At 69.8% G+C, this 13,018-nt stretch carries 7 protein-coding genes; 2 read left to right on the top strand and 5 right to left on the bottom strand.

Annotated features, from left to right (window positions below):
• Positions 1-69: 69 nt before the first annotated feature.
• Positions 70-2,463 (bottom strand): murein biosynthesis integral membrane protein MurJ, encoded by a 2,394-nt coding sequence (gene murJ, locus QHG49_RS17695; protein WP_159703064.1) that lies wholly within the window; start codon positions 2,461-2,463, stop codon positions 70-72.
• 46 nt (positions 2,464-2,509) lie between these two features.
• Positions 2,510-4,882 carry a DUF6049 family protein gene (locus QHG49_RS17700; protein WP_301490317.1) on the bottom strand — a complete coding sequence of 791 codons (2,373 nt, stop codon included), beginning with the start codon at positions 4,880-4,882 and terminating at the stop codon, positions 2,510-2,512.
• Between the two features lie 279 nt (positions 4,883-5,161).
• On the opposite strand from QHG49_RS17700, the gene QHG49_RS17705 reads away from it, so the two are divergent.
• Entirely contained in the window at positions 5,162-6,628 is a 1,467-nt protein-coding gene (locus QHG49_RS17705; protein ID WP_145488791.1) for a CCA tRNA nucleotidyltransferase, read from the top strand.
• A 66-nt stretch (positions 6,629-6,694) separates the two neighbouring features.
• On the opposite strand, the gene QHG49_RS17710 is transcribed toward QHG49_RS17705, so the two are convergent.
• From QHG49_RS17710 to QHG49_RS17720, 3 genes are all read right to left on the bottom strand, one after another.
• Positions 6,695-7,999: an MFS transporter gene (locus QHG49_RS17710; protein WP_159703058.1), complete on the bottom strand. Its 1,305-nt coding sequence runs from the start codon at positions 7,997-7,999 to the stop codon at positions 6,695-6,697.
• A gap of 91 nt (positions 8,000-8,090) precedes the next feature.
• Positions 8,091-9,173: an inositol-3-phosphate synthase gene (locus tag QHG49_RS17715; protein WP_145488788.1), complete on the bottom strand. Its 1,083-nt coding sequence runs from the start codon at positions 9,171-9,173 to the stop codon at positions 8,091-8,093.
• Between the two features lie 43 nt (positions 9,174-9,216).
• Complete coding sequence (locus QHG49_RS17720; RefSeq protein ID WP_301490319.1) at positions 9,217-9,900, bottom strand: PadR family transcriptional regulator; 684 nt, start codon at positions 9,898-9,900, stop codon at positions 9,217-9,219.
• Between the two features lie 395 nt (positions 9,901-10,295).
• Here QHG49_RS17720 and QHG49_RS17725 point away from each other — a divergent pair, with 395 nt between their 5' ends.
• Positions 10,296-13,010 carry a transglycosylase domain-containing protein gene (locus QHG49_RS17725; RefSeq protein WP_301490320.1) on the top strand — a complete coding sequence of 905 codons (2,715 nt, stop codon included), beginning with the start codon at positions 10,296-10,298 and terminating at the stop codon, positions 13,008-13,010.
• Positions 13,011-13,018 lie beyond the last annotated feature (8 nt).

Raw genomic sequence — 13,018 nt, forward strand, 5'->3', positions numbered from 1 at the left:
ATTGTGCCCACAGTCTGCCGCTATGCACGACACACGGCGGCGGACGATGGTTGTGCGCTTACCCCCGCCTCAACGGCCCAGACGCCCGCGCACCATCCCCACGAGCGAGTTGAGCTCGTCGATCCGCATCCGGCGGGCGGCGACGAAGAAGACACCGAGCAGTACGGCCCCGCCGGCGACCAGCGCCGCGAAGGAGCCGATGACGCCCTGGCCGAGAGTGTGCCCGATGCCGTAGCAGGCCGCACCGCTGAGCAGGGCCGCCGGTACCGAGGCGATGCACAGCCGGGCGTACGTCCGCAGCACCCGGGCGCCGTCCAGGTCGCCGCCGAGGCGCTTGCGCAGCCGCCGCCAGGCGACGACGACGCCGATGGCGTAGGCGATACCGTACGCGGCCGCCATACCGGCGACCGCCCAGCGGGCCGGCAGCAGGACGTAGCACAGGGCCGAGGCGCCCGCGTTGACCGCGGCGACGATGACCGTGTTGTAGAAGGGGGTGCGGGTGTCCTCATAGGCGTAGAAGGCGCGCAGGACGACGTACTGCACCGAGAACGGGATCAGGCCGAGGCCGAAGGCCATCAGCATGTAGCCCATGTTGGTGGCCGAGCTGGTGCCCGAGCTGCCGAAGATCAGGGTGCACACCGGGATGCCCAGCGCCACGAAGCCGAAGGCGACCGGCACGATGGCGACCGCCGTGGTCCGCAGGCCCTGGGAGATGTCGTCGCGTACGGCGCCGCCGTCGCCCTCGGAGGCCGAGCGGGAGATGCGCGGCAGCAGGGCGGCCATCAGGGAGACCGTGATGATGGCCTGCGGCAGGCCCCAGATCAGCTGGGCGTTGGCGTAGGCGGCGAAACCGGTGCCCGAGACGTTGGAGTCCTTGCCGGCCGCCGTGGAGAGCTGGGTGACGATCATGGCGCCGGCCTGGTTGGCGAGGACGAACAGGAACGTCCACTTGGCGAGCGCCGCCGCCTTGCCCAGGCCGTGGCCGCGCCAGTCGAACCGCGGCCGGATCCGGAACCCGGTCTCGCGCAGATAGGGGATCATCGCCAGCGCCTGCACGACCAGGCCGAGCAGCACACCGACGCCGAGCAGGCGCTGACCCTGCGGCGGGATGTTCGTGACCGTCATGTGGGAGTGGGCGGCGGTGCCGTAGACCCAGATGAACATGCCCAGCGTCACGATGATGACGATGTTGTTCAGGACCGGGGTCCACATCATCGCGCCGAACTTGCCGCGCGCGTTGAGGACCTGACCCATCACCACATGGATGCCCATGAAGAAGATCGAGGGCAGGAAGTAGCGGGTGAAGGTGACCGCGACCTCGTTGGCCGCCGGGTTGCTGGCGACCGGGTTGGAGATCAGGCGGACCAGCAGGGGCGCCGCGAACATCGCGAGAGCGGTCAGCGCCGCCAGCGCCACCATCACGAGGGTCAGCAGGCGGTTGGCGAAGGCCTCGCCGCCGTCCTCGTCCTCCTTCATCGAGCGGACCAGCTGCGGCACGAACACCGAGTTGAGGCCGCCGCCGACGGTGAGGATGTAGATCATGGTCGGCAGCTGGTAGGCGACCTGGAAGGAGTCGCCGAGGAAGCCGAGGCCGAGCGCGGAGACGATCAGCGCGGAGCGGACGAAGCCGGTGAGCCGGGAGACCAGGGTGCCGGCCGCCATGACGGCGCTGGACTTCATCAGCCCGCCGACCTTGCCGCCCTTCTTGGCGGGCGGGGCGGTCGCCACCGAGGCCACGGGCGCCATGACGGTCTCGGCCGGGCCGGACCCGGACGGGACGCCGGGAACCGGGGCCCCGACCGGTGCGGACACCGGGGGCTGCGTCGGGTTCTGGGCGGAGGCGTAGGGCGCGGCGGGCGCGGCCGGGTGCCCCTGCCCGGCGTACGGATTCTGCTGCTGCGGCTGCCGGCCGTAGGCCGGCGGGTACTGACCGCCGGGCGCGGCGCCCGTGCTCGGCGCGGCGGCCGGTCCCGGGACGCCCGGGGAGTCCACCGGCGCGTGCCCGCGGCTCTGCTGCTGGTCCTTGAAGAGATGCGCGAACGCGTCCGGCTCGTGGTACTCCTCGCCGGAGTTCGAGACCAGGTCGTCCACGCCCACGAACTGGGTAGTGCGCGGGTCGTCGCCGTAGGGCATGTAGGGCGCCGCGCCGTCCGGCTCGGGCGCCGGGGTCTGCGCCCACACCCGCGGGTCGGGCGCGTACGGCGACTGGGCGGGCTGCCCGTACAGCGGCTGCTCGTAGGTGCCCGGGGGTGGCGGGGGGTGCGCGGCACGGTCGTAGAGCGCCTCGGCGACGGGGTCCTGGGCGGTCAGATCGTGTGCCCGGTAGGGATCCTGGTCGTAGGCGTCCTGGAGGTACATGTCCGCCGCTTGCTGCGGCGGCACCTGGCCGGGCTCGGGCGGCGTCTCGGGGTAGCCCGAGCCGGCCGCGCCCTGGCCGCGGTCACCGTCGTACGGCGCGTTCATGCCTTACCCCACCTCATCGTCCCGGGCCCACCGGCCACGACATCGCTCAACGGTCCACTCTCTCACCCGTCCCGGACGGGTCGGTGCTTTCCGGTGCGGTGTCCGGCGCAGGGTCACTCGGCTGCTCCGGGTCGTCTGCCCCCGCGGCGGAGTCGGGCTCCCCCGGGAGACGATCCCCGGGGGCGTCGGGGTTCCCGGGCTCGTCGGAGTGCTCCCCCGCCGCGCCCGAGCCGCCCTCTCCGGCCTGGCGGGCGGCCGCCCGCTTGCGCTGGGTGTACATCCGGAAGCCGGCGAGGACGAGGAGCAGCACACCGCCGCCGATGACCAGCATCACCGTGGGGGTGACCTCGGTGACCTTCACATCGAAGCTGACGGGGGCGCCGTACTCCTGGCCGTCCTCGGTGTACAGCTGGGCGATCACCGTGGCCCGGCCGTTGGCGTTGGCCGAGGTGCTGAACTTCACGGACTGGGCGTGACCGCCGGCGATGTCGACGGACTGCTCGTAGTACGCCTTGCCGCCGATCTTCAGTCGGGTCGGCTGGGTCGAGGTGAGCCGCAGCACCAGATGGCCGACCGGCTGTACGAGGTTGTTCTGGACGGTCACCGGGATGGTCGCGCTGCGTCCGGACAGCTTGGTCTCGGACTTGTCGATCAGTTTGACCTGCCCGGCCAGATCGTCCAGCCACGCCTCGACGCCGCTGCGGAAGCCGTCCCCGTCCCCGCTCTGGCCCCGCCACGACGTGGACATCCCGCGGTTTATGGCCCGCCCGAACGGGGTGACCACACGGGACTGGTCGGAGAGGATCACCTGGAAGTCGTCGAGCTTGTCCTGGGTCCGGGCGATCTGCTGGAAGGCCAAGGCCGGCAGCTCCTGGCGGCGCAGGTACGACGGGTAGGCCGAGGTCGACGGGATGCGCGTGGTGGCGTCCGGGTCGGGCTTGGCCTTGGCCGCCGCCGTCAGGTCCTGCGCCTGGGACCAGGTGCCGCCCTGGAGCGCCCGCACGGCCGCGGCCATCGCCTTCGCCTGGGCCGCCGTGGGCAGGCGCTGCGGGGCGACCACGATGCTGCGCTGCTGGTCCGTCTGCGCGTTGATCTCAAGGCTCTGGGCCAGGAACTCCTGCACGGCGAGCGTGGAAGAGCCCGCCTTCGTCAGATCGTCCTCGAAGGCCGTGGACAGCTTGGCGTCGGCCACGACCGCCGTGGTGCCCCCGCCGACCGGGCGCGCGGCGGAGGGCGTGTACGACAGCCCGGCCGTCTCCTGGAGGCTGTCGCTGCGGGCGATCACCCGGTCCGCGCCCGCTGAGGTCGCGACCCTCATGATCGACGGGTCCACGGCGCCGTTCACCGGCCACGCGTAATCCGTGCTCGGTGTGACGTGGAGCACGGTCTTCACGGTGGTGGCGGCGACGTCGGTGGCGTCCTTGAGGTGGCTGAGGGAGCCGGTGACGCTGGTGCCGCGGTGCGCGAGGGAGGCCAGGTCGGGGTCGGCGAAGGGCAGCGCGACGACCTCCTTGCCCACCACCGCCTTCTGGAGGTTCGCCAGCCACTGCTTGGCGAGCGCCTGGTGCTCCTTGGGACCCGCGACCGTGGTGTCGCCGTCCCCCTGGAGCCGGTAGTTGCCCGATGCCATGGCGTCCACGGAGGCCAGCAGGTCGGGGTCGATCACCCAGGTGACGTCCAGGTCCTTGCCGAGGCCGACCATCTGGTCGAGCCGGCCGCCCGGCGCGAGCTCCTTGGCCAGCTCGTCGTTGGAGAACACCGGCGTCTGCAGCTCGCCGGCGCCCGTCTTGGCCGTCATGTGGACGGTGGACAGCAGCGGCCACAGGACCGTCGTCCTGGTCTTGGTGTCGGCGTCGGACGGCTGCCAGGGCAGGAACGTCCGCTGCACGCCGAGCACCTGCTGCCAGGGCTGGGCGGAGGTCTGCCCGGACAGGGCGACCCCGAACTCGTAGACACCGTCCGCACCGAGGTCGAGCTTGTCCACCGGCACGGAGATGCTGAAGTGCTCGGCGACGCCCGGCGCCAGCTCGGCGAACTTCTGCGCGTACTTGTCACCGACCTCGGAGCCGCTGATCCCCTGGAGCTCGTCGGGGTGCTGGGCCACGTCGCTGATCCCGGAGCGGGTGTTCAGTATCGGGCCGACCCGCAGACCCACATGGGCACCGGTGACGGCCTGCTTGCCGTTGTTGGTCACCGTGCCGGAGACGGTGAGGGTGTCGCCGTCCGTGGGGGCGTTGGGACTCATCGAGTCCACGGAGACGGACACCGGGTCCCCGGAGGCGGCGGCGGCCGGCGCGGCGGCGGGCAGCTGGAGCAGCCCGGCCAGCAGAGGCGCCCCGGCGAGCAGGGCTCCGGTGCGCCGCAGCCATCGGCGCGCGGGTGAGGCACTGGTCCCCTGGAAGTCAGCCGCCTCGGCCACGCGCTCGCCCGTCCCTCGTCGTCGTCTCAGTGGTCGTCGGAATGTGCGTCCCCGCATGGTAACGATGTGCGCCGAGCGGAAGTGCCGCGGACCAGGTCACAAGATCGCTGGACGGAGACGGCCCGTCCTCTATATCCAGTATCGAGGGGAGAGGCGCCGTACGCCGCAAGAGCTGGGCTTGCACGGGTATGCCGGAAGCCGTCCGCGGCCCGCTGCGGGCCGGGTCCCGGGCCGAATGGGGGCGCCCCGGAGCGCCCGGGGCACGTACCCTCTTCTGTTGTGCCGAACCCCAACGAAGACACTCCCTCCGCCCTGAGCCAGGCCCAGCAGCGCGCGGTCACCGAGCTGCTGCGGGTGGCGCCGGTCGCCGACGATCTCGCCCGCCGATTCCAGGAGGCGGGGTTCTCCCTCGCCCTGGTCGGCGGCTCGGTGCGCGACGCACTGCTCGGCCGGCTCGGCAACGATCTGGACTTCACCACCGATGCCCGTCCTGAGGACGTGCTGAAGATCGTCCGGCCCTGGGCCGACGCGGTCTGGGAGGTGGGGATCGCCTTCGGCACCGTCGGCGCGCACAAGGGCGCCCGGGTCGGGGACACCGACATGACCTTCCAGATCGAGATCACGACCTACCGGTCGGAGGCGTACGACCGCACCTCGCGCAAGCCCGAGGTCTCCTACGGCGACTCCATCGAGCAGGATCTGGTCCGCCGGGACTTCACGGTCAACGCGATGGCCGTGGCCCTGCCGGAGAAGGAGTTCATCGATCCGTACGGCGGTCTGGTGGACCTCGCGGCCCGGGTGCTGCGGACGCCGGGCACGCCGGAGGATTCCTTCTCGGACGATCCGCTGCGGATGATGCGGGCCGCCCGGTTCGCCGCCCAGCTGGACTTCGAGGTCGCTCCCGAGGTCGTCGCCGCCATGACGGACATGGCCGGGCGCATCGAGATCGTCTCGGCGGAGCGAGTCCGGGACGAGCTGAACAAGCTGATCCTCTCCGACCACCCGCGCAAGGGGCTGACCCTGCTCGTGGACACCGGGCTCGCCGCCCATGTGCTGCCCGAGCTGCCGGCGCTGCGCCTGGAGAGCGACGAGCACCACCGGCACAAGGACGTCTACGAGCACACGCTGATCGTTCTGGAACAGGCGATGGCGCTGGAGGAGAACGGTCCCGATCTCGCGCTGCGGCTGTCCGCGCTGCTGCACGACATCGGCAAGCCGCGCACCCGCCGCTTCGAGAAGGACGGCCGGGTCTCCTTCCACCACCACGAGGTGGTCGGCGCCAAGATGACCAAGAAGCGCATGACCGCCCTGAAGTACTCCAACGAGCTGGTGAAGGACGTCTCACGGCTGGTCGAACTCCATCTGCGCTTCCACGGCTACGGCACCGGGGAGTGGACGGACTCGGCGGTCCGCCGCTACGTCCGTGACGCGGGCCCGCTGCTGGACCGTCTGCACAAGCTGACCCGCTCCGATTGCACGACCCGCAACAAGCGGAAGGCGGCCACGCTGTCCCGGGCCTACGACGGCCTGGAGGAGCGCATCGCCCAGCTTCAGGAGCAGGAGGAGCTGGACTCGATCCGCCCGGACCTCGACGGCAACCAGATCATGGAGATCCTGGGCGTCACTCCCGGCCCGGTGATCGGCAAGGCGTACAAGCACCTGCTGGAGCTGCGCCTGGAGAACGGGCCGATGGAGCACGAGGCCGCGGTGGCCGCGCTCAAGGAGTGGTGGGCCGGACAGGAGTGAGGGTGCGGCCCGGCCGTTGTTTCACGTGAAACATCCGCCGGGCCGACCGTGCCGAGGGTCGATGTTTCACGTGAAACATCGACCCTCTTTCTCTTTTCCGGCTTCCCGCAGCAGCCGTTCGAAGTACGCCAGCAGCACGGCGACGAACGCGTAGATCACGGCGACCAGGACGACCAGCAGGGGCGATCTGCCGTCCGGCGGGAGCATCAGGGCCGCCACCCCGGCCGCGCCGACGAAGGCCACATTGAAGAGGACGTCGTAGACGGAGAAGATCCGCCCGCGAAAGCCGTCGTCCACATGGGACTGGACGATGGTGTCGGTCGCGATCTTGGCGCCCTGGGTGATCAGCCCCAGCACGAAGGCGGCGGCGAGCAGCGGTGCGGTGGTGAACGGCAGGCCGAGCGCGGGTTCCAGTAACGCGGCCGCCGCCGAGCACACCACGATCCAGCGCAGCGGCCCCAGCCGTCCCGCCGTCCAGGGCGTCACGGCGGCCGCCGCGAAGAACCCGGCACCGGACAGGGCCAGCGCCAGACCGAGGAGCCGCAGCCCTTCCTCGGGGCCGGACGAGAGCGTGTAGCGGCACAGCATGAGCAGCAGGACGAGGAGCGCGCCGTAGCAGAAGCGCATCAGCGTCATCGAGGCCAGCGCCCAGGCCGCCTCCCGGCGCCGGGGTGCGGCCAGATGCCGGATGGCGGCGAGCAGATCGCGTGCCGTGTCGGCGAGCGCGGTCGTCAGATGCGGTTGCAGCTGCTGCCGGTCGGGGCCGAGGAGGGCGGGCGCCATGCTCAGGGAGACCAGGCCCGCGCACAGATAGAGCAGGGCGCCCAGCAGCACCACCGCGGCGTCGGAGCCCGAGGACAGCAGCCGTACCCCGAAGGCGAGCCCACCCCCGGCGGTGGCGGCGAGCGTGCCGGCGGTCGGGGACAGGGAGTTGGCGATCACCAGGCGTTCGGCGTCGACCACGCGGGGCAGAGCCGCGGAGAGCCCGGCGAGGATGAAGCGGTTGACGGCCGTGACACACAGCGCGGAGACGTAGAAGAGCCAGGCCGGGACATCGCCCGCCATCAGCGCGGCGGTGCCGACGGCCAGCAGGGCGCGCAGCAGATTGCCGTGGACGAACACCTGACGGCGCCGCCAGCGGTCCAGCAGGACGCCCGCGAAGGGGCCGACGAGCGAGTAGGGGAGCAGCAGCACCGCCATCGCCGAGGCGATCGCGGCCGCCGAGGTCTGTTTCTCCGGGGAGAAGACGACGTAGGCGGCGAGCGCGACCTGGTAGACGCCGTCGGCGCCCTGGGACAGCAGACGGACGTACAGCAGGCGCCGGAAGTACCGCAGGCGCAACAGGGCGCGCAGATCACGGACGACGGGCATGGGGCACAGCCTCACATATGCGGAAGGTCCCCGGGTCGGGACCCGGGGACCTTCACTTCACAGCCCTGGCAGGAGCGATTTCCGTGTCGAGTCAGCGCTCGACGTCACCACGGATGAACTTCTCGACGTTCTCGCGGGCCTCGTCGTCGAAGTACTGCACCGGCGGGGACTTCATGAAGTACGAGGACGCGGAGAGGATCGGGCCGCCGATGCCGCGGTCCTTGGCGATCTTCGCGGCACGCAGGGCGTCGATGATGACACCGGCGGAGTTCGGGGAGTCCCAGACCTCGAGCTTGTACTCCAGGTTCAGCGGGACGTCGCCGAAGGCACGGCCCTCGAGGCGGACGTAGGCCCACTTGCGGTCGTCCAGCCAGGCCACGTAGTCGGACGGGCCGATGTGGACGTTCTTCTCGCCGAGGTCCCGGTCGGGGATCTGGGAGGTGACGGCCTGCGTCTTGGAGATCTTCTTGGACTCCAGGCGCTCGCGCTCGAGCATGTTCTTGAAGTCCATGTTGCCGCCGACGTTCAGCTGCATCGTGCGGTCCAGGATGACACCGCGGTCCTCGAACAGCTTCGCCATGACGCGGTGCGTGATGGTGGCGCCGACCTGGGACTTGATGTCGTCACCGACGATCGGCACACCGGCCTCGGTGAACTTGTCCGCCCACTCCTTGGTACCGGCGATGAAGACCGGGAGGGCGTTGACGAAGGCGACCTTGGCGTCGATGGCGCACTGGGCATAGAACTTCGCCGCGGCCTCGGAGCCGACCGGCAGGTAGCAGACCAGAACGTCGACCTGCTTGTCCTTCAGGATCTGGACGACGTCGACCGGCTCGGCCTCCGACTCCTCGATGGTCTGGCGGTAGTACTTGCCCAGACCGTCGAGGGTGTGGCCGCGCTGCACGGTGACGCCGCTGTTCGGGACGTCGCAGATCTTGATGGTGTTGTTCTCGGAGGCGCCGATCGCGTCCGCGAGGTCGAGGCCGACCTTCTTGGCGTCCACGTCGAACGCGGCCACGAACTCGATGTCGCGTACGTGGTACTCACCGAACTGCACGTGCATCAGGCCGGGGACCTTGGCCGCCGCGTCGGCGTCCTTGTAGTACTCGACTCCCTGCACCAGCGACGCGGCGCAGTTGCCCACGCCGACGATGGCTACGCGAACCGAACCCATTCCGGTTGCTCCCTGTGTGTACGAGTGAGGCCCTGACTGGGACTCACGTGGCGGTGTCGCCGGGCGGATCCGTCCGGGAGGTGCTCCCGGGACGGGGCAGGCCGCCCGTCGATCCAGTGGTGTTGTCCTGTTGAGCGGGCCCCCCGGACGCGGGCCTTCTCAGGTCCCGTCCGGCTCGCTCGCTCTCGATGAGCTCGTTCAGCCAGCGCACTTCGCGCTCCACGGATTCCATCCCGTGGCGCTGGAGCTCGAGTGTGTAGTCGTCCAGGCGCTCCCGCGTCCGGGTCAGGGAGGCGCGCATCTTCTCCAGGCGCTCCTCCAGCCGGCTGCGCCGGCCCTCCAGCACGCGCATGCGCACATCGCGCGAGGTCTGCCCGAAGAAAGCGAACCGTGCGGCGAAGTGCTCGTCCTCGTACGCGTCGGGACCGGTCTGCGAGAGCAGTTCCTCGAAGTGCTCCTTACCTTCCGCCGTCAACCGGTAGACGATCTTGGCGCGGCGTCCGGCGAGGGGAGCGGCGAGGGCGTCCTCGTGGGTGTTGCCCGGCTCCTCGGTCAACCAGCCGCTCGCGACCAGCGTCTTGAGGCAGGGATACAGGGTCCCGTAGCTGAAAGCGCGGAACACACCCAGGGACGTGTTGAGTCGTTTACGCAGCTCGTAACCGTGCATAGGGGACTCGCGCAGCAGGCCGAGCACGGCGAACTCGAGGATGCCGGAGCGCCGGCTCATCGTCGCCTCCTCCCGGCCCGCGGCTCCCACCGCAGGTCTCCCAGTGCCTTCTCAGCGTCTTTATCTCGCGCTGATGTATCGACTCGATACATCAAGACGATAGAACGGCGTCACGCGTGCGACAAGAGGGACGGTGGTGAACGGGATCACATAACCGATTCGTAGGAGGCAACTTGCCTGGTTTGGGGTGAACTTCGGGGCTCGGCGGGTTTTGGCGGTGCGTAGTCTGTGCGGCATGCAGACCACCGGGAACCATGCGACGCCTGGGGGGCGTCGTCGTCCCCGGTGCAGTACGGGTGAATGCGCGACCGACCACATCCGTACGTCGGGGGGCCCGGAAACCAGCCGCCAGTCCAGGCGCGCAAGGGTGCGCCTGCCCGAGGAGTAATCGTTCGATGAGCGAGCACCGTCGCAAACCGCCGCAGCCGCAGGGAGGCGGACGTGCCGCGGCCCGACGCGGCCAGCCCGGTTCGTCCCCCGGCCGCCGCGCGGCACCGCGAGGCGCCAGCGGATCGCCTGCCGACTCTCCGGGAGACGAGGGGCGGCCGCTCGGCGGTCGCGCCGAGGCCCGGCGCGCGGCCCAGAAGAGCGGCGGTGGACGCCGCAGAGCCGAGCCCGCGGTCGGCCGCCGCGGTGGTCCCGGCGGTCCCGGCGGTCCGTCCGGACCCGGACGCGGTCGGGGGCGTACGGCCCCGCCCGGCAAGAAGCGGATCATCGACTATCCCCGCGCGGACAAGTACGGGTGGCACCGGTGGGTGCCGTCCTGGAAGCTCGTGTCGGGCATGTTCATCGGCTTCGTCGGCTGCATCGTGGCCGTCGCCGGCCTCGGGTACGCGATGGTGAGCGTCCCCGACGTGGCCAAGACCGCGCAGGCGCAGAACAACGTCTACTACTGGTCCGACGGATCGGTGATGGTCGCGACCGGCGGCGAGACCAACCGGCAGATCATCAACTACGAGGACATCCCCAAGGAGATGCGGTACGCCGTCATCTCCCAGGAGAACAAGACCTTCGAGACCGACAGCGGCGTGGACCCGTCGGGTATCGCCCGAGCGGTCTTCAACATGGCCCGGGGCGGCCAGACCCAGGGTGGTTCGACGATCACCCAGCAGTACGTCAAGAACGCCATGCTCGACGACCAGTCGCAGACCCTCTCCCGCAAGTTCAAGGAGATCTTCGTCGCGATCAAGGTGGGCACCACGGTGTCCAAGCCGAAGATCATGGCCGGTTACCTGAACTCGGCGTACTTCGGCCGCGGCGCCTACGGCATCCAGGCGGCCTCGCGCGCGTACTTCAACATCGACGCCAAGCAGCTCAATCCCGGCCAGTGCGCCTTCCTCGCGGCGATGCTGAAGGGCGCCACCTACTACGACCCGGCCGGCGCGACCTCCCTCGACCCCAACGCCACGGCCGAGGCGAACAAGAAGCGCGCCCTGGGGCAGATGCAGGACACCCTCGACAAGATGGTCGAGTACGGCCATCTGAGCGCCACCGAGCGTGCCAAGTACACCACGCTCCCCCACTCGCAGAACCCGCGGTCGAACAGCCGGCTCAGCGGCCAGGTCGGTTATCTGGTCGACCTCGCCAAGTCCTACCTGATCAACAACAGTGACAAGACCCATGTCACCGCGGACGACCTCCAGAAGGGCGGCTACCGGATCCACACGACCTTCGACAAGAAGAAGGTCAACGCGCTGGAAGCCGCCATCAAGAAGGTCCAGAAGGCGAACATCAAGCCCAAGGAACGTCCGAAGTACGACACCTACGTCCAGTTCGGCGGGGCCTCGGTCGAGCCGAAGACGGGCGCCATCAGGGCCATCTACGGCGGTGAGGACGCGACCAAGCACTTCACCGACAACGCCGACTCGACCGGCGCCCAGGTGGGTTCGACGTTCAAGCCCTTCGTGCTGGCCGCCTCGATGAAGTGGGGGGTGCGCGACCCGCACGGACCGGCGGACCAGGGCCCGGACCAGCGCACGATCGCCTCGCCCAAGAGCCTGTACAGCGGCAAGAACCAGCTCAAGATCGAGAAATACGACCACACCGTCTGGACGGACAAGGACGGCAAGGAGTGGCTCCAGACCAACGACGGCGACGAGTCCACCGGCGACGCGCCGGACTACAAGATCGACCTGCGTACGGCGATGCAGTTCTCGGTCAACTCCGCCTATGTGCAGCTCGGCATGGACGTGGGCCTGGACAAGGTCGAGCAGTCCGCGCTGGACGCGGGCCTGCTGAAGAGCAGCCTGGCCAGCTCCAACTACCCGTCCTTCTCGATCGGTACCTCCGACCCGAGCGCCATCCGCATGGCCGGGGCCTACGGCACCTTCGCCAACGAGGGGCAGCAGAACGACCCGTACTCGGTCGACAAGGTCGAGAGCAAGGACGGTGTCGTCTACACCCACGAGGTGAAGTCGAAGGACGCCTACCCGGCGAACGTGGCGAACAACGTCACCGACGTCCTGCGGACGGTGGTCGACAAGGGCACGGGTACCAACGCCCGGCTGCCCGGACGCGAGGTGGCCGGCAAGACCGGTACCACCGACGGCAACAAGTCGGCCTGGTTCGTCGGCTACACCCCGCAGCTGTCCACCGCGATCAGCATGTTCCGCCTGGACGACAACGCGAACAACAAGCAGCGCACGTTCCTGGAGATGTACGGAACGGGCGGCCAGAAGCAGATCCACGGCGCCTCGTTCCCGTCGGAGATCTTCCACGACTACATGACCCAGGCACTCGAGGGTCAGCCCGCGCTGACGTTCCCGACGCCCGAGCCCATCGGCGTCGCGCTGAACCCCGAGCCGAGCCCGACGCCGACCCCGTCGACCTCGCCGAGCCCGTCCACGAGCCCGTCCACGAGCCCGTCGCCGAGCACCAGCGTGTCCCCGAGCCCGTCGAACAGCCAGACCTGCGGCTTCTTCGGCTGCACCGACGGGGGCAACGACAACGGCGGTGCCAACGGCAACGGTCCCGGAGGGGACGGCGCCGGAGGCGCGGACGGCGGGCCGACGCCCTCGACGACGGCCACCGATCCCAACACCGACGGCGGCACCCGGGGCAATGGCAACGGCAACGGCAACGGAGGAACCATCTGGGGACCGGAAGGCTAGCCCGCTCG

The sequence above is a fragment of the Streptomyces sp. WP-1 genome (assembly GCF_030450125.1).
GTDB lineage: Bacteria > Actinomycetota > Actinomycetes > Streptomycetales > Streptomycetaceae > Streptomyces > Streptomyces incarnatus.

Coding starts and splice junctions, on each gene's coding strand:
- QHG49_RS17720 (WP_301490319.1), bottom strand. CDS start 9,900: ATGAGCCGGCGCTCCGGCATCCTCGAGTTCGCCGTGCTCGGCCTGCTG.
- QHG49_RS17710 (WP_159703058.1), bottom strand. CDS start 7,999: ATGCCCGTCGTCCGTGATCTGCGCGCCCTGTTGCGCCTGCGGTACTTC.
- QHG49_RS17725 (WP_301490320.1), top strand. CDS start 10,296: ATGAGCGAGCACCGTCGCAAACCGCCGCAGCCGCAGGGAGGCGGACGT.
- murJ (WP_159703064.1), bottom strand. CDS start 2,463: ATGAACGCGCCGTACGACGGTGACCGCGGCCAGGGCGCGGCCGGCTCG.
- QHG49_RS17715 (WP_145488788.1), bottom strand. CDS start 9,173: ATGGGTTCGGTTCGCGTAGCCATCGTCGGCGTGGGCAACTGCGCCGCG.